The organism is Bifidobacterium saguini DSM 23967, from assembly GCF_000741715.1.
GTDB lineage: Bacteria > Actinomycetota > Actinomycetes > Actinomycetales > Bifidobacteriaceae > Bifidobacterium > Bifidobacterium saguini.
Map to the genome: position 1 here is coordinate 304,016 of NZ_JGZN01000007.1, position 22,321 is coordinate 326,336.

The 22,321-nt window shown below is 58.4% G+C and carries 15 protein-coding genes and 1 other RNA gene; 2 read left to right on the forward strand and 14 right to left on the reverse strand.

The annotated features are described in order from the left end of the window. Nucleotides 1-16 precede the first annotated feature (16 nt). The 4 genes from tmk to ffs form a co-directional block, all read right to left on the reverse strand. The gene (gene tmk, locus BISA_RS05805; RefSeq protein ID WP_033890727.1) at nucleotides 17-640 is read right to left on the reverse strand and encodes a dTMP kinase; all 624 of its coding nucleotides are present in this window, start codon (nucleotides 638-640) and stop codon (nucleotides 17-19) included. A 33-nt stretch (nucleotides 641-673) separates the two neighbouring features. Beyond that, nucleotides 674-3,664, reverse strand: coding sequence for a type I DNA topoisomerase (gene topA, locus BISA_RS05810; RefSeq protein WP_033890728.1), 2,991 nt, complete (start codon nucleotides 3,662-3,664; stop codon nucleotides 674-676). A 108-nt stretch (nucleotides 3,665-3,772) separates the two neighbouring features. Beyond that, nucleotides 3,773-4,900 (reverse strand): phosphatase PAP2 family protein, encoded by a 1,128-nt coding sequence (locus BISA_RS05815; protein WP_033890816.1) that lies wholly within the window; start codon nucleotides 4,898-4,900, stop codon nucleotides 3,773-3,775. A gap of 93 nt (nucleotides 4,901-4,993) precedes the next feature. Next, nucleotides 4,994-5,090, reverse strand: an RNA gene (gene ffs / locus BISA_RS12520) — signal recognition particle sRNA small type. A gap of 459 nt (nucleotides 5,091-5,549) precedes the next feature. Between ffs and BISA_RS05820 the strand changes: the two genes are divergently transcribed. Next, nucleotides 5,550-7,724 carry a transglycosylase domain-containing protein gene (locus BISA_RS05820; protein ID WP_081890037.1) on the forward strand — a complete coding sequence of 725 codons (2,175 nt, stop codon included), beginning with the start codon at nucleotides 5,550-5,552 and terminating at the stop codon, nucleotides 7,722-7,724. 160 nt (nucleotides 7,725-7,884) lie between these two features. On the opposite strand, the gene leuA is transcribed toward BISA_RS05820, so the two are convergent. Both leuA and BISA_RS05830 read right to left on the reverse strand, forming a co-directional pair. Then, the gene (gene leuA, locus BISA_RS05825) at nucleotides 7,885-9,801 is read right to left on the reverse strand and encodes a 2-isopropylmalate synthase (protein WP_033890730.1); all 1,917 of its coding nucleotides are present in this window, start codon (nucleotides 9,799-9,801) and stop codon (nucleotides 7,885-7,887) included. A 167-nt stretch (nucleotides 9,802-9,968) separates the two neighbouring features. After that, nucleotides 9,969-11,360 carry a metallophosphoesterase family protein gene (locus BISA_RS05830; protein ID WP_033890731.1) on the reverse strand — a complete coding sequence of 464 codons (1,392 nt, stop codon included), beginning with the start codon at nucleotides 11,358-11,360 and terminating at the stop codon, nucleotides 9,969-9,971. A 428-nt stretch (nucleotides 11,361-11,788) separates the two neighbouring features. Here BISA_RS05830 and BISA_RS05835 point away from each other — a divergent pair, with 428 nt between their 5' ends. Continuing rightward, the gene (locus BISA_RS05835; protein WP_081890032.1) at nucleotides 11,789-12,652 is read left to right on the forward strand and encodes a FadR/GntR family transcriptional regulator; all 864 of its coding nucleotides are present in this window, start codon (nucleotides 11,789-11,791) and stop codon (nucleotides 12,650-12,652) included. A 189-nt stretch (nucleotides 12,653-12,841) separates the two neighbouring features. Here BISA_RS05835 and BISA_RS05840 read toward each other — a convergent pair whose 3' ends face one another. From BISA_RS05840 to BISA_RS05875, 8 genes are all read right to left on the reverse strand, one after another. Further along, complete coding sequence (locus tag BISA_RS05840) at nucleotides 12,842-13,801, reverse strand: dihydrodipicolinate synthase family protein (RefSeq protein ID WP_033890732.1); 960 nt, start codon at nucleotides 13,799-13,801, stop codon at nucleotides 12,842-12,844. Nucleotides 13,802-13,846: 45 nt separating this feature from the next. Next, nucleotides 13,847-14,680 carry an ABC transporter ATP-binding protein gene (locus tag BISA_RS05845; RefSeq protein ID WP_033890733.1) on the reverse strand — a complete coding sequence of 278 codons (834 nt, stop codon included), beginning with the start codon at nucleotides 14,678-14,680 and terminating at the stop codon, nucleotides 13,847-13,849. Further along, nucleotides 14,677-16,752, reverse strand: a complete 2,076-nt coding sequence (locus BISA_RS05850; protein WP_081890033.1) for a dipeptide/oligopeptide/nickel ABC transporter permease/ATP-binding protein — start codon at nucleotides 16,750-16,752, stop codon at nucleotides 14,677-14,679. Before BISA_RS05850 ends, BISA_RS05845 begins: the two co-directional genes overlap by 4 nt. Before the next feature lie 2 nt (nucleotides 16,753-16,754). Beyond that, entirely contained in the window at nucleotides 16,755-17,711 is a 957-nt protein-coding gene (locus BISA_RS05855; RefSeq protein WP_101625418.1) for an ABC transporter permease, read from the reverse strand. A 126-nt stretch (nucleotides 17,712-17,837) separates the two neighbouring features. Continuing rightward, the gene (locus BISA_RS05860; RefSeq protein ID WP_033890734.1) at nucleotides 17,838-19,406 is read right to left on the reverse strand and encodes an ABC transporter substrate-binding protein; all 1,569 of its coding nucleotides are present in this window, start codon (nucleotides 19,404-19,406) and stop codon (nucleotides 17,838-17,840) included. A 243-nt stretch (nucleotides 19,407-19,649) separates the two neighbouring features. Beyond that, the gene (locus tag BISA_RS05865; RefSeq protein ID WP_033890735.1) at nucleotides 19,650-20,318 is read right to left on the reverse strand and encodes an N-acetylmannosamine-6-phosphate 2-epimerase; all 669 of its coding nucleotides are present in this window, start codon (nucleotides 20,316-20,318) and stop codon (nucleotides 19,650-19,652) included. A gap of 27 nt (nucleotides 20,319-20,345) precedes the next feature. Then, nucleotides 20,346-21,347: an ROK family protein gene (locus tag BISA_RS05870; RefSeq protein WP_033890736.1), complete on the reverse strand. Its 1,002-nt coding sequence runs from the start codon at nucleotides 21,345-21,347 to the stop codon at nucleotides 20,346-20,348. After that, nucleotides 21,344-22,288: a DUF4862 family protein gene (locus BISA_RS05875; RefSeq protein ID WP_033890738.1), complete on the reverse strand. Its 945-nt coding sequence runs from the start codon at nucleotides 22,286-22,288 to the stop codon at nucleotides 21,344-21,346. The genes BISA_RS05870 and BISA_RS05875 overlap by 4 nt, the downstream gene beginning before the upstream one ends. Between the last annotated feature and the right edge of the window lie 33 nt (nucleotides 22,289-22,321).

The window sequence follows — 22,321 nt, forward strand, 5'->3', positions numbered from 1 at the left end:
CTGTTTCGCCTTCCAATTACTGTAGCAATCCGGCAATATCCGTTTCGATGGCGAGCCATACCTGCTCGATGGATTGGCTGGCATCAATCACGCGGAATCGGTTCGGCTCTGCGGCCGCCAAGTCGAGGAAAGCCTGGCGTGTACGGGATTGGAAATCATCGCCAGCCGATTCCATACGGTCTTCCTCATGCTGAAGTCGGCTGTGAGAAAGTGCCGGATCCATATCCAGCAAATAGGTGCGGGCGGGCAACAGATCGTTCGTGGCCCACATGCTTAAGTTCCTGATTTCCTGCGGTGTGAGTTCGCGGCCACCGGCCTGATACGCCAGAGAAGAGTCGAGGTAACGGTCTGTAATCACCACTTCGCCGCGTTCCAATGCCGGGCCAATCGTTTCGGCTACGTGCTGTGCACGGTCGGCGGCGAAGAGCAACGCTTCAGTACGTGGAGCAATATCAGCCGAATCGCCATCAACGCCGTGCAGCAGCATCTGGCGAATCGCTTGGCCGAGCGCGGTGCCGCCCGGTTCGCGAGTCACCACAACCGTGCGGCCCTGTGCTTCCAAATATGTGCGTAGTCGCTCAACCTGCGTGGTTTTGCCCACACCGTCAACGCCTTCAAACGAAATAAACAGACCGGTCATGCCTCCGACCTTAGCGTGAGGCAGCGAAAGTGCCTACTTCTTCTTTGGCTTGGCGGCTACGACTGGTGGGCGGGTGAAGCCTTCGTTGGCGGTGAGCCAATCGATATCGGCCTTCACGGTGGCGGCGGTGGAACCGAGCTTCTCCGCGATACGCGTATTGGCCCAGCCTTTGGCGGCCAACTTCTTCACCTCAGCACGGCGCTCGGTACGTTTCGCCTCGACCGCACTTACCTTGGGTGCAGCCTTGGCCGCCGCGCTCTTGCCCTTAGCGCCGCGGCCACGACCACGCGTGGACGGGCCAGCGGCACGCTTCTCGGCCAGCAGACGGAACGCATCATCCGGAGTGATAGTCTCCGGCGTGTATTGACGCGGTACCGTACGGTTCGTCTCACCATCGGTGATGTAAGCGCCGAAACGACCATCCTTGATGGTCACGTTCTTGCCGGTTGCCGGGTCAGTGCCGAGCTCACGCAACGGCGGCTTAGCGGCACCACGACCGCGGCCACGGCCATACTTCGGCTGAGAGAACAGCTCCTTGGCCTTGGCCAGGTCCACGGTGAAGATCTCATCTTCAGAAGCCAAAGAACGCGTCTCAGACTTGCCGTCCGCGCCGGTTCTGGTCAGATATGGACCGTAACGGCCATTATTGGCGGCCACCGTGTATTCGGAGACTTCGCCGGTTTCGGCGTTGGTCTCCTCATACTTGCCCACTTCACGCGGCAAGCTCAGCAGACGCAACGCATCCTCCAAAGACAGCGATTCCGGGCTCATCGTCTTAAACAGCGATGCCATCTTCGGGCGCGGCGCTTCCTTGACTCCTTCAGGCGTGGGCAACACCAGCGCCACATATGGCCCGAATCGACCATTGCGCACTTCCACAGTGCCACCGGTAGCCGGGTCGGTGCCGAGTTCGCGCGGCCCACCGGAATGATTGTCAATCAGGTCGCGGGCCACAGCCACAGTCAGCTCGTCCGGCGCGATCGTATCCGGCAGAGAAGCACGCTTCGGATTGCCTTCAGCATCCATGTGCTCCATGTCTTCCAAGTACGGGCCATAACGTCCAACGCGCACATGCAGCCCCTCACCAATATCAATGGTGTTGATGGCTCGCGCATCGATTTCGCCGAGCTGCGCCACCTGCTGCTGCAAGCCTTCGTGGGCTTCGTCGGCATTACGCGCAGCGCCTTCACCGGAACCGAAGTAGAAACGGGTCAGCCAATCACGCCCGGTTTCCTCACCGTGGGCGATGCGATCGAGACCATTCTCCATTTCGGCAGTGAACTGGTAATCCACCAGCTTCGGGAAGTTCTGTTCCAGGAGCTTCACCACAGAGAACGCCAGCCAGCTTGGAATCAGCGCACGGCCGCGCTCGTAGACATAGCCACGATCCATAATCGTGGAAATGATGCTGGCGTAGGTGGACGGGCGGCCGATTTCCTTGGCTTCCAGCGTCTTGACCAGCGTGGCTTCGGTGTATCGAGCCGGAGGCTGGGTTTCGTGACCATCCGGCTCAACGCTAGTGGCGTCAACCTGCTGGCCCACGGTCATCGGCGGCAACGAGGTGTTCGATTCGGAAGCATCACCCTTGGCCTTGGTCGACGCACCAGCACCCGCCTGAGCAGCCTCAGCACCAGCAGCAGCCTTGGCTTTACGCCCCTCACCGGTCGCTTTCATAAAGCCGGGGAACTCAATCACTGTGCCGGACGCCTGGAATACCGCTTCGCCTTCTTCCGCACCAGCCGGAGCGGACAGGCGCACGGTCGCCGTCGAGCCGGTAGCATCAGCCATCTGGCAGGCGAGCGTGCGCTGCCAAATCAGCGTGTAGAGTCGCAGCTGATCAATCGGCAGCTTGGATGCCAACTCGTCCGGGTCATGGAAGCGGGAGCCAGCCGGGCGAATACATTCGTGAGCTTCCTGAGCGCCCGCGGTCTTGGTGGCATACTGCTTAGGCTCGGAAGACAAATACGCCTCGCCAAAGTGATAACTCACCGCATTGCGAGCAGCTGCAATAGCTTCCTGGGAGAGCGTCACCGAGTCGGTTCGCATATAGGTAATGTAACCGTTCTCATACAGGCTTTGGGCTGCGCGCATCACCGCACGAGCACCCATGCCGAGGCGATTGCCAGCGGTCTGCTGCAACGTAGAAGTGGTGAACGGCGGCTGAGGGCGGCGGCGATACGGCTTGGTCTCCATAGACATCACCGTGAAATCAGCGGTCCGCAACGCGGCAGCTACAGCGCCCGCCGATGCCTCATCAAGCTGGCGCACATTGGCCTTGAAGCCATCCGGCGTCAGCTGGCCGTCAGCACCGAAATCCTTGGAGCCAGCAAGTCGCTTACCACCAAGGGAAATCATGCGAGCGCAGAATTCCGCAGTCTCACCCTGCGCATCAGGCGCGGCGAGCGTGGCCACAATATCCCAGTAGGGCGCACGCTTGAAGGCCATACGCTCACGTTCACGCTCCACAATCAGTCGTGTAGCCACCGACTGCACACGACCCGCGGAAAGACCCGGCCCCACCTTGCGCCACAGCACCGGAGAAAGTTCGTAACCATACAGGCGGTCGAGAATGCGTCGCGTCTCCTGCGCATCCACCATATGCCCGTCCACATCACGGGTTTTGGTCAGCGAATCATTGATGGCGTTCTTGGTGATCTCGTGGAACACCATGCGCTTAACCGGCACCTTAGGCTTGAGCGTCTGCACCAAGTGCCATGCGATAGCCTCACCCTCGCGATCCTCATCAGTTGCGAGGTAGAGTTCGTCAGCATTTTTCAGCGCAGACTTCAGCTCGCTGACCGTGCGCTTCTTATCGCCATCCACAATGTAGTAAGGCTTGAAGCCGTCGTTCACATCCACGCCGAACTTGCCAAACTTGGCCTTGTCTGCCGCGGGAACCTGACTGGGCTGTGCGAGGTCACGAATATGGCCAACCGATGCCATGACGGTGTATCCCTTGCCCAGGTAGTCACCGATCTTGTGAGCCTTAGTTGGAGACTCCACGATCACGAGCTTGGTAGCCATGCCCTCTCCTTATATCTCCTTGAAACGCACGGTGTTTCTGGCGTCATAATACTCATGAATCATGCTCAACTGCCAAATTTGCGGCCGGTTGGCGGTTGCACAGGCCTGTTACCTCGTTTGTGCAGGCGGCGCAGGAGGCGCTCCAATCAAGCCCAAACGGCTCAATGGCGCTGCCGTAATGTGGCGCAAAGCCAGCAGCGTACCGAATGCGAGCGCAGCCACACCCACAATACCGACTACAGAACTTACCATCGCGCCATGCACCGACCATGATGCTGCGATATTCAATCCGGGCAGCACCTGCCAAATCACGTAAGCGCTGTACAGCATCAGCAGCACGCCGCCGGTGATCAGTACACTGCCCACAATCTGCACACTCACCGAAGAAACGCGGCGGCCAGGATCATCCATGCCGGAAGTGCGGGTGAATACCAGCGTGATCAGCGCCAGGCCAACGACCAGCAGAATCGACATCAGCACATCCGACGTGCGATGCCACTGCCCCACCATTACAGACACGCCAACCAGCACCGACCATGCGCCGCCAACCACTGCAGCAAGCGCACGCGCCACTCGCGGCACAGCAATCAGCAGTAGAACCGCACTGGCCACGGCCAGCATCGTATGACCTGATGGCGCGGAATTAGCCACGGGAGAATCGGTTTGAATAATGAACGGGCGCGGCAGCAGTCGCTTGATTTGAGTGACAGCCAAGCACACAACAGCAAACACTGCCATCTGCCCCACCAGCCACCAACGGCGGCGAATCAGCGCAACGACCACACCGACGCCGCCGAGCACACAGCTCACCGCAATCACCAACCATGATTGCGCCACCGCGTTCATTACGCCGGCAGCCCACACGGGCAGATTGCTTGGCAACTGCTTCCAGACGATTTCGTCATACGACTGTCCGTTTTCGGTGTATACGCACAGCCACCAGATACCGAATGCAGCGATAATCATCAGTACGCCGAACACTGCGCACAGCACGCGGCTGGAAATGCGCGGGCGTACGGTCAGCGGGTCAAGCCGGGCAAGTCCGCGGTCCAAATCGGCGCTGAACTTGCGGCCAGAATCATCCGCGGCACTGGTAGCACGGGTCGAGGTTGAACCAGGCGCTGGCCCCAATGCCGCTAATGGATCGTGGACCGCAGAGTCGATGGAGCCAATGGAACCGACCATGTTTGCGGGCGCGTGCGGATCGCGAATTACAGGATGCTGTGCGTCACTCATACCCATGACTGTACGGCCGCGCCCCGGACAGTAAGCCGCAGCAATGCCGGCTCAGGACTAAATCCGCACAATACATAGAAGAAATAAAAGAAAAATAGAAAACCCCCACGCACCCGCAAGAGGCCACTTACCCTTGCTGCATTCCTGCCCTGGGGGAGTTGGGTGACATAGCGCCGCGTGGAGGCTTTGTACAGTGTATGCACACAGGTGGACCAGCGCAAGTTTTACTGCCCTGACACTGCCTCCAGCAAGCATCCAGCAGCCATCCAGAGTCTGTTCACAGCACGTCAAATTTGTAAGGATTCAGCGCAAATACCCTGCGCTCAGGGCCGGAAATAGGCCAAACTTAGCCTGATTTTCAACCCCCACGGTTACGGTGTCATGCATGGCTTCTTATCAACGTCGCGCGCGTGCCGGCAGCAATGGCCCTGCCATTCGCAAGCCGCGCACCACACAAAGTAAGACCGGACGAGCCGCTCAGGAAAGCGCATATTCATCAGCTTCCGGCCGCCGCAGTGGCGGTCGCACCAGCGCAGGCACTGGCACTCGCCGCAGCGCCAGCCGTAACGCACACGGCACCCACAGCACCAGTCATCGCCGCAATCATAAGAAAAACGGCGGCAACGGCAAGCATCGCGTACTGAAGTGGATTCTACGCATTTTCTTGGGTCTATTTGGCATAGGACTTCTGGCTGGCGTTGCCCTGTTCGCATACCTCTATGCCACCACGGAGGTACCACAGCCAGAAAAGTTCGCGCTGGCGGAAAAAACAACGGTCTACTATTCGGACGGCACCACTGCCATCGGCTCATACGCTGAGCAGAACCGTGAGATCATCTCCTGCACCGACTTGCCAGATTACATTGGCAATGCCATCGTCGCTTCAGAAAACCGCACGTTCTATACGGATAAGGGCATTGACTTGAAGGGCATTGCCCGCGCATTCCTAAACAATGTGACCACCGGCACCCGCCAGGGCGGTTCCACCATCACCCAGCAGTATGCCGAGCGGTATTACTTGGGCGAGACCACCACGTATGCAGGCAAGGCGCGCGAAGCGATCTTGGCCATCAAGATTGCACAGACTGAATCCAAGGAAGAAGTGCTGTGCAATTACATGAACACGATTTATTTGGGTCGCAATTCCTACGGCATTCAGGCGGCCGCCAAAGCGTACTTTAATAAGGATGCCAAGGATTTGACGCTTTCCGAAGCCGCGATGATTGCCGGCATTATTCCCGCACCTTCTACATGGGATCCGGCCGACAATCCGAAGATTGCACAGCAGCGTTTCAAGCGCGTGCTGAATATCATGCAGGAAGACGGCTATATCACTGCCAAGGAGCACAAAGCTGCGGCCTTCCCGCAAACCGCCGATGTGGCTCAACAGAACGAATATCAGGGGCCGAATGGCTACCTGCTCACGATGGTGCGGCAGGAACTGGTGGATTCCAAGGCTTTCACCAAGGAAGACTTGGATACAGGCGGCTACAAGATCGTCACCACCATTGACAAAGCCAAGCAGGATGCGATGCAGACCGTGGGCGATACGCGCGTTGACGGCATGCCGGAAAGCATTCAGGTGGGCGGCATCGCAGTAGAGCAGAAAACCGGTGCCGTGGTTTCAATCTACGCAGGATCCGATTACCTCACCAAGCCGCTGAATAACGCGAATCAGGCCGTGTTCGAGCCCGGTTCCACTATGAAACCGTTCGCCTTGCTCGGTGCCGCGCAGGAGGGCGTGAGCTTCGACACGAAGTTCAACGGCAATTCCCATCAGCATTTCTCCGGCATTAGCGCCGAAGTGAACAACGCACTAAACATCAACTGGGGCACTATCAACCTGTATCAGGCCACAGCAAACTCAGTGAACACGGTGTTCATGGATGTCAATGAGCATCTGACACCGCAGCGCACGGCAAAGATTGCGCATGAAGCGGGCATCACCGGCGACATTGATGAAACCTCGCCGTACAACGTGCTGGGCATCAACGCGCTGACCGTATGGGATTTGGCGCAAGGCCATTCGACCATTGCCAACAATGGTGTGAAGAACACGCTGCACATGGTGTCTCAGGTTCTTGATTCCAATGGCAAAAACCTGTACAAAGCGCCTAGTGAGAATAAGAAAGTGTTCGATGCCAACGATTGCGAGCTTGTGCAGAAGGCTATGCTCGGCACTACAACCACCGGTACTGCATCTAGTGTGTCTCGCGCGCTCGGCGGCCGCCAGGTGGCCGGTAAGTCCGGCACTGCGAATGATGAGCTTGCCGCTTCATTCGTGGGGTATACGCCAAGTTTGATGAATGTGTGGGCTATTTGGAACCCGGATGCTGACGGTAATCCGCAGGTTGTGCCCGCTTTCGGCGGCTATGGCGTGACGTCTACCGGATATCCGGCACATTTGTTCACTGAATATATGTCTCAGGCGTTGAAGGGCACTGCAGTTGAGCAGTTCACCACGCCTAAGGACACCGGTAAAATCGGCGGACCTGATGGCACGTGGGGCTTGGGCAGCGGTTCTTCATCGTCCTCTGACTCGTCCAGCAATAGCCAGCAGTCCACTACCGAGGGCAATTCCTCGTCGTCTTCCGGCACTGGATCGAACAGCCAGTCTTCTACTCCGGATTGTTCCACGAATCCAAGCTCAGCTGCATGCCAGAACAGCTCCAATAGTTCCAATAGCAGTAATGGCAACGAGAGTACGGATTCGTCGGGCGGCTCGAGTGGAAGCGACGAATCCGGAGGCGGCAACAGCAGCGGCTCCGATTCCGGTGGCGACACCGGAACAGGGGATGGCAGCTCGACCGGAGGTAATTCTTAAACCGATTTTGCTGCATATATGACTGTGGGCTCCTTGCAGATTTTGCAAGGAGCCCACATTGGGTTTTATGCGGCTATAGCCGTATTGACCTTACCGCTGATGACTACCCCTCAGTCGGCTTCGCCGCCAGCTCCCCTGACAAGGGGAGCCAGAAGGAGGGTCAGCGTGCGCGGCGGGAGCGGTTGATGGCGGAGATGATGGCCTTCAGTGCGCTGGTGGTGATGGAGGAATCGATACCCACACCCCAAACGATCTGTGCATCATCGGCCTCGCCAACCTGGCATTCCACGTAGGAGGCTGCCATAGCGTTGGTGCCCACGGACATCGTGTGCTCCACGTAGTCCATAACGGAGGCATCCACGCCGAAGTTGGAGATGGCGTTGAGGAAGGCGGCAATCGGACCGTTGCCCATACCGGAAACCTCGCGCTCCACCGGCTCATCCACGCCCACGTTCACACCGCGATCGAGCAGGCGAGCCTTGAGCACAGTATCGGAACCGTCTTCGCCGGAGCTGATAGCCACCTTGAGCAGCTTCAAGCGGCCCCACGGAGCGAGCGAAGCGTCGTGAGTATCGCCCACGACCACGCCAGCGGCAGTCATACCAGACTGCTCGACCGGCAGGTACTCGTCCTTGAACAGACGCCAGATATCCTCGTCCTTGACTTCCTTCTTGGTGTCGTCCGCGTACTTCTGCACGATCTTGTCGAATTCCACCTGCAGGCGCTTCGGCAGGTCAAGGTTGTGGTTGGTCTTGAGCAGGTAGGCCATGCCGCCCTTGCCGGACTGGGAGTTGACGCGGATGATGGCCTCGTAGGTGCGGCCGATATCCTTCGGATCGATCGGCAGGTACGGCACGAGCCAAATGAAGTTGTCCAAATCGGCACCAGCGCGCTCGGCGGCCACCTGACGAGCCTCGAGACCCTTCTTGATGGCGTCCTGATGGGAGCCGGAGAAGGCGGTGAACACGAAGTTGCCGGCGTACGGGTGACGTTCGGAAATCTTGATCTGGTTGCAGTACTCAACGGTCTTGCGGATTTCCGGCACGTTGGAGAGGTCCAGCTGCGGGTCAAGACCCTGGGTCAGCATGTTGAGACCCAGCGTGACGAGGTCCACGTTGCCGGTACGCTCGCCGTTGCCCAGCAAGCAGCCTTCCACACGATCAGCGCCAGCGAGCACAGCCAGCTCGGTGGCGGCAACGCCCATGCCCTCATCGTTGTGCGGATGCAGGGACAGCACCACAGCATCGCGATCGTCCAAGTGAGTGGACACGTACTCCACTTCGTCGGCGAACACGTTCGGCGTGGTCATTTCCACGGTGGCCGGCAGGTTGATGATCATCGGATGTTCAGGGGTGGGCTTAATCACGCCGATCACAGCGTTGCACACCTCGACTGCGTACTCCGGCTCGGTACCGGTGAAGGATTCCGGCGAGTACTCGTAGTACAGGTCGATGCCCTTGGCTTCGGATTCGAGGTCCTTGCACAGTTCGGCGGCGTCCGTGGCGAGCTTCTTGATTTCTTCCTTGTTCTTGCGGAACACGACTTCGCGCTGCAGCACAGACACGGAGTTGTAGAAGTGCACGATGGCACGCTTGGCACCCTTCAGTGCCTCGTACGTACGGCGAATCAAGTGCTCGCGGCACTGGGTGAGCACCACGATGGTCACATCGTCCGGAATCAGCTCACGCTCGATGAGCATGCGAATAAAGTCAAAATCAGTCTCAGAAGCGGACGGGAAGCCTACCTCGATCTCCTTGAATCCCATGGAGACCAGGAGATTCCAGAAGCGCAGCTTACGCTCGGAATCCATCGGGTTGACGAGTGCCTGGTTGCCGTCGCGCAAATCCACAGAGCACCAGCGCGGTGCGCGCTGCAGTCGCTTACCCGGCCACGTACGCTCCGGGTAATCAAACGGGACCTGCTTGTCGTATGCCACGTACTTGTTGTACGGCATGCGGCTCGGCTTCTGCGGATCACCGATGAATCGTGCCGGAGGCAGCAGCGGGTCATTATTACCCCCATTGGACGCTGCGGCAACCGCTGCGAGATCAAAAACGGATGATTGATCCTGACCCATCGTTCCTCCTTTTCTATTGATGTACGCGAAGTTCGTTTCCTATGGTTTGTCAAGAGCTTCGCGGCTTTGTTAATGTGCACGAAACATACTACAAGCCAGCGAGGGCAACACCCGCGAAAACCGCCGTATTGTGGCGGATTCGGCACATTGCGGCGGTTTGAGCTGGGTTATCGAGCGCTTTTCATCAATGATTTGATAATCGCCACAAAGCCCAGGCTGACTGCTCCGGCGAGCACAGCGAATACCTGCGGGCGGCGCAGTTCATTGCGAGCGCTGATGGCACCGGTGATGCAATGATCCTCGAACCAGACGCGTACCTCGTTGCTGGAGTAGCGGCCGACGAGTTCACCCCAAGTGAGCATGCGGGTCACGTAGCCGGCCGGATTGCTTTCATGGAATTCGAACAGGCGAATGCCGCGGTAACGGGACTTCGGGCCATAGCATTCAAATCCGCAGGTGGGCGCGTAGCCTAAATCGATGCCGTGCACATGGCCCACAAACGCGTTTTTATGGTCGTGGCCGCAGAACAGCGCGAAGTATCCGCCAGCTGCGGTAAGTGCAGCCACTTCCCCCACGTTTTCGTCCGCACAGCCGATGGCTTCGCCAAGACGAGAGCCCGGGCGGCACACTTCGTGATTGAGCACATAGCAGTGGCCGGCGTGCGAGCGTGCGCCTTCCACGGCGTTCGGAGTCCACGCGGGCACCTCTTTGAGGCAGTCGTAGAACTCCTGCGGCGGAATGTGCTGGAAGGCGATGGCCGGCACCGGTTTGCCGTCGCCGTTGCGAGCGCCAAGCTCATCTTGCACTGCACCCAACCATTCCAAGGCTTCTGGCGTAGGAGTGCCGTAGCCATCGGAATCAGCCAGATCAAGGCCGCGTGAGTTGACTACGTACGCGGGGTATTGTGCATCATTTTCGCGCTCACTGGCCGCATCGGTGTCGGCGGCGTAATCGCCCGAGTTCACCATCATGACGGACATGGCCACGCGCCCGGACCCATCGGATGACTCAATCGGTAGCGCAAAAGTGCCAGGTTCAAGGCTGTCTTCTGGATTAAGGCAGCCGGGGAATTCGCGGTAGATATCATCCTGTTCATCCGCGAGGATGCCGCACTGGAAATCATGATTACCGTAGGTGGCAGCAAACGGTACGTTTGCCTCGATGACCGGGCCGAGGAATCCGGCGAATGTGCGGCGGACTTTATCGCGAGTTTGATCCATGAGCTCGTCCATCGTAGGCTCAGCAGGCTGTGCAGCAGATTGCGCAGCGGACTGCGACTCGGCATGGCGCTTGATTCCACGCAACTTGGCTTCAACTTCGGTGACTACGCGCACGCGAGCGCCAGGTTCTTCGCCGCGGCGGCGCAGGAATGTGTCGATATAAGCGGGATCATAACCGCGGATTTGGTCGCCAGTGAATACCACAAGGTCAGGGTCGGCTTTGCGGATGGCCTCACGGATGAGGCGGATGGTGTCTTTTTGCACATCAGGGCCGTCTTGTACGTCGGCCATTTGCAGCACGCGGAAGCTGCCGTCTTCGCGGAATCGCAAGCTTGTCATGGTTCTTCAGTGTAGGGGCGAGTGCAGTTGAACGCCCCGCTATTCACAGGACCGGCACAGCACGTTTTGCTTCCGGAAATATGCGGGATTACAGATTGGCCGCGCGGCTATATTTCATTCATGATACCATAGAGTTGTCTGATGTCTGATAACTTAATGTTTGCCATCTCAACGACGAGTATGCAGAGCACCCCAGCACACCAACCATTGCATGCAAGTAGTCGGCAAACCGTAAACCAGCGACAGACACCCCCGAAATACAAGTTGCACCCTCTATCGGGCCAACCCGTATCGCAATAGGCGCAAAACCTAGTTTCCCTTTGCGTTTCGCACTATTGTGGTGGGCAATACCACCGGGGAAACTGCTTTTCTCAACCGCGACAACAACGTCACGGCCCCGCAAGGACGAACACGACAAGGAGCGTATCATGAGCAACCCATCCGGTCCGGCCGCACTTGAGACGCCGAACCAGACCGGGGAGTCGGCCCAGCCGCAGAATGGCGAGGCCCCGGAGGAATATACCTATACCCAGCAAGAGCTGGCGTTGTTGGCTCGACTATCACTACAGGGCGGCACATCCGCTATCTCTCAGCGCAGCCGTTGCGATGAGACGATGGACGCCATCAAATCCTATATTCTGCACGAGCACCTGCAGCCTGGTGACGTGCTTCCCACCGAAGCGCAACTGTGCGATACCATTGGCGCTTCTCGCTCTTCAGTGCGCGAGGCCGTACGCAAGCTTGAAGCTCTGAACATCGTCAAAGTGGAACACGGCAAAGGTACCTTTGTCGGGTCACTGTCTTTGGACCCGATGGTGGAAACACTGGCCTTCCGTTCCATGGTGTCCGTAGGCAAGAATTTCGCTGATCTGCAGGATGTGGTGCAATTGAGGCGATTCCTCGACCTTGGCTGCGCCGACGAAGTGGTGGCGTCGCTGGCGAACACCGAACAACCGCATCTTATGGAACTCGCCGACTCCATGACCGCAACGGCCAAAGGTGGCAAAACGTTCCTAGCGCTCGACATTGACTTCCATATGGGCATTCTCGACTCATTGGACAACACCATTGTCAAGCAGATGGTCCGTTCATTGTGGCTGGTTCATATGGCGGTACTCCCCCAGCTCGGACTGCCAGTATCCAGCGAACTTGACCGCACCGCATCAGCCCACCGTCGCATGCTCGACGCAGCGCTGGCCGGCGATGTTGAGGCATACCGCCGCGCTGTCATCGATCATTACGAGCCAATCGAATCCATTCTGAAGCAGCGAATCCTCGACGGCAACGAGTAATCGGCTCTTCGCCAATCCTCACTTCAATACAACGAATGCGGGGCGAATCACCGGAATTTTTTCCGAGTGATTCGCCCCGCATTCGTTAAGGAGGAGGAAAAAGAAGAGACGAGATGAAGTTAGAAATAGATTCGCGAGAGGTTGTGATTTGGGTCCGATTACATCAGACCCAAATCACATCAGACCAAATCAGACCGCAGTGGAAGCGCTGACTTCCTCGGCAGTGCGCACCGGTTCCAGACCGCATTCGCGCAGCACCGAGGCCACAGCCTCCACGTTCGCGCCGGTCAGCGCGCGTACCGGGTTGGGCATCTGATTGGTTTCAAACACGCCAAGCAGTGCCATAGCGGTCTTGAACGCACCCACGCCGGCTCCGAATCCGGAGACGCCGGAGGTCACGTTCACAATGTTCATCAGAGCGGCGAGCTTGTCTTGCTCGGTGCGCACGGTGGCCCAATCGCCGGATTCGTAGGCCTGCCACATGCGCACATAGCCCGTGCATTCCACGTTGCCCAGGCCAGGCACGCTGCCGTCTGCACCGGCCATGTAAGCGCCGTCCACCACGACTTCTTGGCCGGTGAGCAGCACCAGCGGATGGCCGGCCTTGCGATTGGCGTCGCACAGGAAGCGGAAGGACACGTCGTCGTTGGAGGAATCCTTCACACCGGTGAGCACACCGTCAAGGCCGAGACGAATCAGCAGATCGCCGGGCAGCTTCACGTGCACGCAGACCGGAATATCGTAGGCGAACAGTGGCAGATCCACAGCTTCGTGAATCAGTCGGAAATGGTTCTCGATTTCCGGTAGACCACCAAGCGCATAGAACGGTGCGGTAGCAACAATGGCATCGGCGCCGAGTTCGGCAGCTACCTTGGCATGCTCAATAACGCGCTCGGTTTCCGTATCGATGCAGCCAATCAGTACTGGCACACGGCCGGCGGTGAATTCGATGGCAGCTTCGATGATCTCACGACGGCGAGCGTCGGTGCTGAAGGCCACTTCGCCGGAAGAACCGAGGAAGAACAGGCCGTTCACACCAGCGTCAACAAGCCTATCAATGGAGCGTTTGAAGCTGACGCGGTCGAGCTGGCGGTCTGCGGTCAATGGGGTCACGACCGGTGGAATCACGCCGCGGAAAGTGGTGTTCATAGTGATGTTTCCTTATTGTTGAAAGTTCTGGTAGTGGACTATCGATCAGATGCACTCTTCTGGCGTTGGATGCAACAGCGACGGCGCTGCGCCCAGCAACAGTTTCGTGTAATCATCCTGCGGATTATTCAGCACATCCTTGGCTTCGCCATGCTCGACGATGGTGCCGTGATTCATTACGACAATTTCGTCGGAAACATAGCGGACCGTTTGGATGTCGTGGCTGATGAACACCATCGACAAGCCAAGTGACTTCTTCAGATCAGACAGCAGGTTGAGAATCTGTGCACGCACAGACACATCCAGTGCGGAAGTCGGCTCGTCAGCAATAATCGCATCAGGATTGAGCGATAGTGCACGGGCGATAGCCACACGCTGACGCTGGCCGCCGGACAGCTGACCAGGCAACGCGTTCAGCGCAGACTTCGGCAGACCGACCATGTCGATGAGCTCATATGCGCGCTTGCGACGCTCTGCCGCATTGCCGAGCTTATGCACGACGAGCGGATCCATGAGCTGGTCCTGCACGCTCATGCGAGCGTTCAATGCAGTGGCCGGATCCTGGAACACCACGGAGACCACGCGGCCGATATCCATGCGTTCCTTGGCAGTGCGCTTGGTCACATCCTGCCCCTTGAAGAACACGTGACCACCGGTAACGGTTTGCAAGCCGCACATCACGTTGGCCGTGGTGGACTTGCCGCAGCCGGACTCGCCCACAATGCCGATCGTGCGCCCGGGCATGAGCTTCAGGTTCACCTTGTTAACCGCCGTCACTTTCTTCGGGTGGAAGAGTGTTCCGGCGCGTGTGGTGAACACAACTTCGGCGTCCCGCAATTCGATGATTGGGGTTTCGTTGTTGTTGGTTGTGTTGTTCATCGCTGTGCTCCCTTCAGGGCTTCCGCAGCCTCCTGAGCGGCCACTTCTGGCGTGGGCGCGAACCAGTCATAGGTGAAGGCTGGTGCCGGTGCTGGATCCGGATCATCAGGTAGGCAGGCCACCATGTGCTGAGTGCCAGGCACGCGCTTCATCACCGGGTGGATGTCGAGTCCGCGGTCCGGGTGCGAGGAGCGCGGTGCGAAGCGATCGCCCTTCGGGAAGTCGGCCGGCGAAGGCACGGTGCCGGGAACCTGGTGGAGGCGACCCTGTCCGGCCTCGATGGAGGTGACGGAACCGAGCAGGCCGCGAGTGTACTCGTGGCGAGGATCGGTAAGGATCTCCTTGGTGGAGGCCTGCTCAACAACCTGGCCGGCGTACATAACGGTCACCGAGTGGGCGACCTTGGCCACCAGTGCCAGATCGTGGCTGACGAAGATCATCGCGAAGCCGAGCTTCTCACGCAGCTCGTTGAGCAGATCGATAACCTGCTTCTGCACGGTCACGTCAAGTGCGGTGGTTGGCTCGTCGGCGATGATGAGCTTCGGGTCGCGGGTCAGGGCCATAGCGATGAGCACGCGCTGGCGCTGGCCACCGGAAAGCTCGTGCGGATAGGATTCCAGCGTGCGCTTCGGGTCGAGACCCACCAGTTCGAGCAGTTCCTCGGCAGTGCGAGTGCCGCCGCGCTTGGTCAGCTGCTTCATCTGTGCCTTGATGAGCATAGATGGGTTGAGGCTGGAGAGTGCGTCCTGGTACACCATGGCGATTTCGTGGCCACGCAGAGCATTGTGCTCCTTGGGGCTCATACCAACAAGGTTCTTGCCGTCAAACAGGATTTCACCGCTGATTTCTGCCCTCGGGTCGAGCAAGCCCATGATGGCGAGCGAGGTGATGGACTTGCCGCAGCCGGACTCGCCCACCAGGCCCATGGTCTGGCCAGCGCGCACCGCGAAGGACAGGTGATCGACCACGTTCACGTCGCCGTGGCGCGGGAACTTGATGCACAGATCGCGCACTTCGATAACCGGCTTGGCGGTGGACAGCGGAATGAAGCGATCCTTGCGCTTGAGCTCTGCTTCACGCAGCTGTTCCAGACGCTTGTCGAGGCTTTCCTTCTGAGCAGCATATGCTGCCACCGGATCCACCAGCAGGCGATCCTCCTTGCGGCTCAGTTCCTTGCCTTCCTCAGTCTGCTTGATTGGGGCGGTAGGAGCGGCCACCATGGCGTCGGTGATGCCTTCGGACAGGATGTTCAGGCACAGCACGGTAATCATGATTGCCAAGCCGGGGAACATGGCCTGCCACCAGTAGCCGTAGAGCACGCCTGCCTTTGCGGAAGACAGAATGTTACCCCAGGTCGGAGTCGGCTCCGGAATGCCTGCGTTGATGAACGACAGGGAGGCCTCGAAGACGATGGCGTCAGCCACGGACAGCGTGGTGAACACCATCACCGGGGCGGCGATATTGCGCGTGACGTGCTTGAAGAGAATCCATGGAGCTCGAGCACCGGAAACGATGACCGCACGCACATAGTCCTTGCCATATTCGCTGATGATGTTCGCTCGCACAATACGAGCCACCTGAGGCACGTACAGCACACCGATGGAGATGATGATGCCGATCATCGACTGGCCGAGGATGGAGACGAACACTGCAGCGAGTGCAATGGTCGGCACAGACATCACGACATCAATCAGTCGCATGATGATTTCGGATACCCAAGTGCGCGACACTGCTGCAATGGCACCGATGATGGAACCGACCACCAAAGCGAATGCGATGGAGCTCAGGCCGATAACCAGCGAGTACCGTGCACCATAAATAACGCGGGAGAACACATCACGGCCCAGGTTATCAGTGCCGAACCAGTGGTCGCCGGTTGGGGCCTGATAGCTCATGGTGATCTCAGTCGGGTTATGCGGGGTTACGACGGACGCGAAGATGGCGGCCAACGCGAGCAGCGCGATAACGATAACGGAGATGCGTGTGCCGATGCTCATGCTCGACCAACGCTTGACTTTGACTTTGGTATTGGGTTTGCTGAATTCGCGGGTTGCGTTGTTGCTTCCGAACATCGTCACACCGTCCTGATTCGAGGATTGATGAGGACATAGAGCAGATCGACGATCACATTGACCACCATGAAGGCCAGTGCCACGACCAATGCCACACCTTGCACGAGGGTCGGCTGGTTGTTGTTAATACCGTCGAACATTGCGGTACCCATGCCGGGCAGCGCGAAGATGACCTCGATGACGATAGCGCCACCCATGAGGTAACCGATCTTCATACCGAGCATGGTGACCGGGGTGATAAGAGCGTTGCGGAAGACGTTACGGGCCACGACCACACCCTTGGGCACACCGGCACCAATGGCGGTGCGCACATAGTCCTTATCCAGCTCCTCAACCATGGAGGTACGGATAATACGGGTGAGGGAGCCGGCCACCGGCAGGCCGAGCGCGAAGCTAGGCATAGCCATACGGGCCATATACCCGGCCGGATCCTGGGTGAAGGCGGGCAAATCGCCAGCGCCAGGCAGCCAAGCCATCTTGATCTGCAGTACGTAGATAAGCAATACGCCGAGCCAGAAGGACGGGGTGGCAATGGCGATGATGGAAACAACGCGAATGGCTTGGTCAACCCAAGTGTCACGGTAAAGGGCTGCCAGCACGCCGAAGATAACAGCGAAAACGATGGCGATAAGCAAGCCGATGAAGGTCAGCTGGAGAGTGATGGGGAATGCGGTGGCGATACGGCCGCTCACCGGATCCTTGTTGACGCCGTAGACGCCAAGGTCGCCGCGCAGCAGGCCGCCGAGGTAGGAGAAGAACTGTTCCCACCAGGGGCGATCGTAGCCCATCTCATGGCGGTACTGGGCGAGCGCCTGCGGGGTGGCGTTTTCACCGAGGGCCGCGACGGCGGGGTCGTACTGAGAGAAAGACATCAGGAAGTAGACCAGCAAGGTCACTCCGAATGCCATGAACGGCAAGGCGATCAGTCGTCTGCCAAGAAGGCGTAGCAGGTTATTCAATGGGACTCCCTTGTCAGGTGGTGCAAGAATGGCAAGGCCCTCCCGCCGCGCGGACGTTCAGATGTCCCGCTGCGGACGGGAGGGCCTGTGATAGTTGTGGATTGTGGACGATTGCTCGGCGGCTACTTACTCGTTGAGCTTGGCGTTCACGAGGTTGATGCCGGTCGAACCGATGGCGTCGACGCTCTTGAACACGCCCTTCTTGAAGGCAGTGGTCGTCTGGCGGTGGAACAGCGGGTAGAGCGGAACTTCCTCGCTGAGCAGGTCGAAGCACTGGTTCCAGTAGTCCTGGCGCTCATCGTCGGTGGAGGCTGCCAGAGCCTGATCCATCAGCTCGTGGAGCTGGGTGTAGCCTTCGGAACCGTTCCAGAAGGTACGGGTCTTGGTCCAAGCGTTGTCGCCGTACCACCAGTTCATCAGCAGGTCAGGGTCGTTGCCGAACACGGACGGATCGCCAGGAGCGAGGACCATGGAGAAGTCGGCATCTGCCTTGTCGGTGATGTTCGGGTAGAGAGCGGAGGATGCCATGGACTGGATGTCCACGTTCATACCAATCTCGGCCAGATCGTTCTTGATCTGCGGAGCCAGCTGAGTGATCCAGGAGTGGTCGGTGGTGTAGAGAGTGAAGTTCAGCTCACCGGTGACGCCGGCTTCCTTGAGCAGGGACTTGGCCTTCTCCACGTTCTTGGTGTAGACGTTGCTGGCCTTGTGGTAGTTCGAGAAGTTCTCCGGCAGGAAGCTGGTGGCTGCAGTGGCCTGGCCAGACATCTGGTTGTCGATGAGCTTCTGGGTGTCGATGGCGTAGAAGACTGCCTGGCGAACTTCCTTCTTGTCGAACGGAGCCTTCTTGGTGTTGAACATGAGGAACGGCAGGTTGAAGCCCTGGACGGTTTCAAGCTCGGAGCCGGAAGCTTCAAGGGTCTTGAAGGCGTTGGCGGGCACCATTTCCATCACATCGACCTTGCCGGCCTGCATTGCGGTGACGCGGGCGGTGTCATCGACGGACACGTTCCACACCATGTGTGCTGCCTGAGCAGGGTAGTCGCCGTTGTACTGGTCGTTCTTGTCGAACTTGACCTGCTGATCGGTGATCTCGGTGTACTTCCACGGGCCGGAACCGATCGGCTGTGCCTTGAGGTCCTCATCGCTCATCGAGGAAGGAACGATTTGGATGAGTGCCAGGCGCTGCTTGAACATCGGGAATGCACGAGTGAGCTTGAAGGTCACTTCAGTGTCCGACTTGGCTTCCACGGAATCGATGAAATCGAGCATGGAAATGTAGAGGCTGCCTTCGGCGGTGGTGCGCTTGTAGGAGGAAACCACATCGTCGGCGGTGACTGCGGTGCCATCGGAGAACTTGGCTCCGTCACGCAGGGTGACCACGTATTCGGTGTCGGATACCTGCTCCGGCTCACCGGCTGCAAGTGCGTTGAATACGGAATAATCCGTGTAGTTGAGTGCATACAGCGGTTCGGTCACGTGCCAGTTGCCGGCCATGGCGAGTGCGCTGGATGTGGTGGATGGCGAGAAATCGCGGGTTGCGTATGCGACTTGCGCCGTAATGGTGTCAGCAACTGATGTGCCTGTGTTCGACGCGCCTTGGGTGCTACCGCCACCGCCGCATCCGGCGAGCAGCATGAGGCCCGCAACGGTTGCCGCCATGGCAGCCTTGAACTTTCCATTTCTCCTGATCATGTGTTCTCCTCGTCGTTGAGTGAATATCGGACCATCGTTCGAACCGAGACGGTTCCTTTCCTTATGTCATGTGATTTGTGATTGTGGGTTGCTCACCATTCCGATCTCTCGGGTGGAGGTCCAGTCGAGAACCCTTGACGTCGTCGTCGAACTTTCTTAATGATAAGACGTCTGATGTCTGATTTCAAACTCGGAGTGTTGAAATCAGACATCAGACAATTTGCTGGCTCATCGCATAGATAATCAGAGCTGTGCCACAAACCAGCGAGTAATACTTGTGGGATGAGTGATTGCGGTGCCTACCACGGCAGCCCATGCGCCGGCTTCCATCACTTGATGCAGTTGCGCAGGCGTATGAATACGGCCCTCGCACAGCACTGGAACCTCAGGGAATGCCGCAATCATCTGGCCGAGCAGTTCGAAATCCGGACCATCGGTTTTCGGACGGTCACCCGTATACCCGGATAGCGTGGTGGAAATAATATCCGTGCCGGCTTCAACAGCGCGTTCAGCATCAGCAAAGCTGCCGCAGTCAGCCATCACCAGCACACCCTCATCATGCAGCGCGTGCACAGTATCCGCATACGTCAATCCATCTGGGCGCGGGCGGCCGGTCGCATCAATAGCAACAATATCCGCTCCGGCGGCAGCGCAGCACCTGGCGTGACGCAACGTCGGCGTAATGTACACGCCTTCCTCGCCGTCCTTCCAAATGCCGATAACCGGCACGCTTACCTGCCCTTTGATAGCCGCGATATCAGCCAGGCCTTGGCAGCGGATGCCCACCGCTCCGCCCTGCACAGCAGCCATAGCCATCTGCGCCATTGTTTCCGGGTGACGCAGCGGCTCATTGGGATACGCCTGGCAGCTCACCACCAGTCCGCCTTTAATACGCTCGATTGCCTGATGCATAGTCTTGCTCCTTTGCTCTTTTTATTCCTATGCCTTGCTCGGTTCCATATGATTCGCTCGCACATATCGGTCTATGGCTGCGGCCGCTCCGATAAGTGGCGCGTCACCGCCCAGTTCGCCTTCGACAAGCGGGGTGGGCTTGACCAACGCCAATGCCGAATCCGTAAATCCGGCGCGCAACGCATCCCACCACAGTGCTCCCGCCTTTACCACCGATCCGGAAATCACAATCACATCTGGATCGATAAGGTTACCCATGCCGCCGATGCATTCACCGAGCGCATGAGCACTGTCGGCCAGCACCGAGCAAGCCAGCTGCTCCCCCGCTGCGGCACGCGAAGCCACCTCAGCACCACTGGAAACCGGCGCTGGCTTATCAGCTGCACTGAGTTCCTCACAACGGTGGTTGTAGAGATCTTTCAATCCCGTACCGGATGCCACCGGTTCAATATGCCCTTCGCGAGTGCCGCATGAGCAGAGGAATCCCTGCCCGAGCGCGCTTGGCACATGTCCAGCATGGCCGGCAACACCGTGTGCACCGGTGAATAGTTCACCATGCATCACAATCGCCCCGCCGATGCCAGTACCCACACCGATTGAGAGCACTACGTCACTGTTGCGGCCTGCGCCATAGCTCGCCTCGCCAAGACCATGCGCGCCCACATCACCAATCATGCGCACTGGCAGATCGGTGATTTCAGCAAACGCATCATAGATATGCTGGCCGCGCCAACCGGGCAGAATATCAGTGGCGGAGACAATCACGCCGGTTTCGCTATCCGGCACTCCAGCCGCCGCAATACCAATGCCTGCGATTGCTATGCCTTCGGCAGATGCACGCTCCAGCTGCTGAGCAGCGAGCGCCACAATACGAGCTTTGAGATCATCGCCACCGCGCGATGCTTCAGTTGGAATTTCACAACGATTCGTTACTACCGGCTCTTGCTCGCCATTGAGCGGCTGCGGTAAGGTTACAAATCCTGAGGCGACTTTGGTGCCGCCGATATCAAACGATAGATATGTGCTCATGCATCGCCCGCCTTGGCTGATGTCTCGGCTGTCGCATCAGCCACCGCATCGTAAATGTGCTCCAGATAGCTGAGCCTTTCCTCAAGCGTCGCATTCTTTGGCACACACACTTTGGCACCCATATAGTCGAGCGGAGTTTCCTGCTCGCCAGCAGCGCGCACAGTATCCGCAATCGCAGCAGCATCCATCAGCGAGGTAGGCTCGTCCGGACTCATCGGCAGATGCCCGTCAATCCAACCGTAGCCATACTGAGTTTCCTCAGGACCAGCCCCAGAGAACATAAGACCACTCAGCACGCCGGCCTGAGCGGCTTTGCGCACATGATCAACGGCGGTAGCGGCAGTGCGCCCCTCCACCACAGACCTGCCCCAATTCACGGTCAAGCCAATACCAGCCTCGCGGCATAGCTCGATTTCGTCTTCGATGGGCAGGAATCCTTTTTCCGGCTTCTGACCCTCCACATACTTATCGCAATGCTCGATAACCAGCGACGCCTCGGACCAGTCCAGCTGCATAAGCTCTTCCAGTGAGGCGGCCATAGCGTCCTTGCTGGCCGCCGCCGTGGGGGCGGAGTGCACTTCGACGAATCGCACATCTTGGCTTCCGCGCCATTGCGTGAAGTCAGCGAGCGCATTCCGCACTTTCTTCAGCATGGCGAGCGCTGCGGCTCGGCCATCTTCGTTGGGGCTGGCGAGGCCGAAGTTTGGGTCTTTCCATACGTGCTGCATGGTTCCGGGAATAACGGTGATGGTATTGCCCCGCCAATGCGCAGGCAAAATACCTGCCATCCAAATGCGGCCTGCGGTTTCCGCAAAATCACCGGGGAACGGTAGCTCGGTACCGGCAATCCACGGCTGCCGGCCGAGCAGATTGTAATAGTCCTCTTGGGCTTCCCGCCCTTGAGGAAGCGACGCATACGCGCCCACGACAAATGAAGGCATGCTAGTTTCCTCCTTGAAATGCTGGTGCCTTGA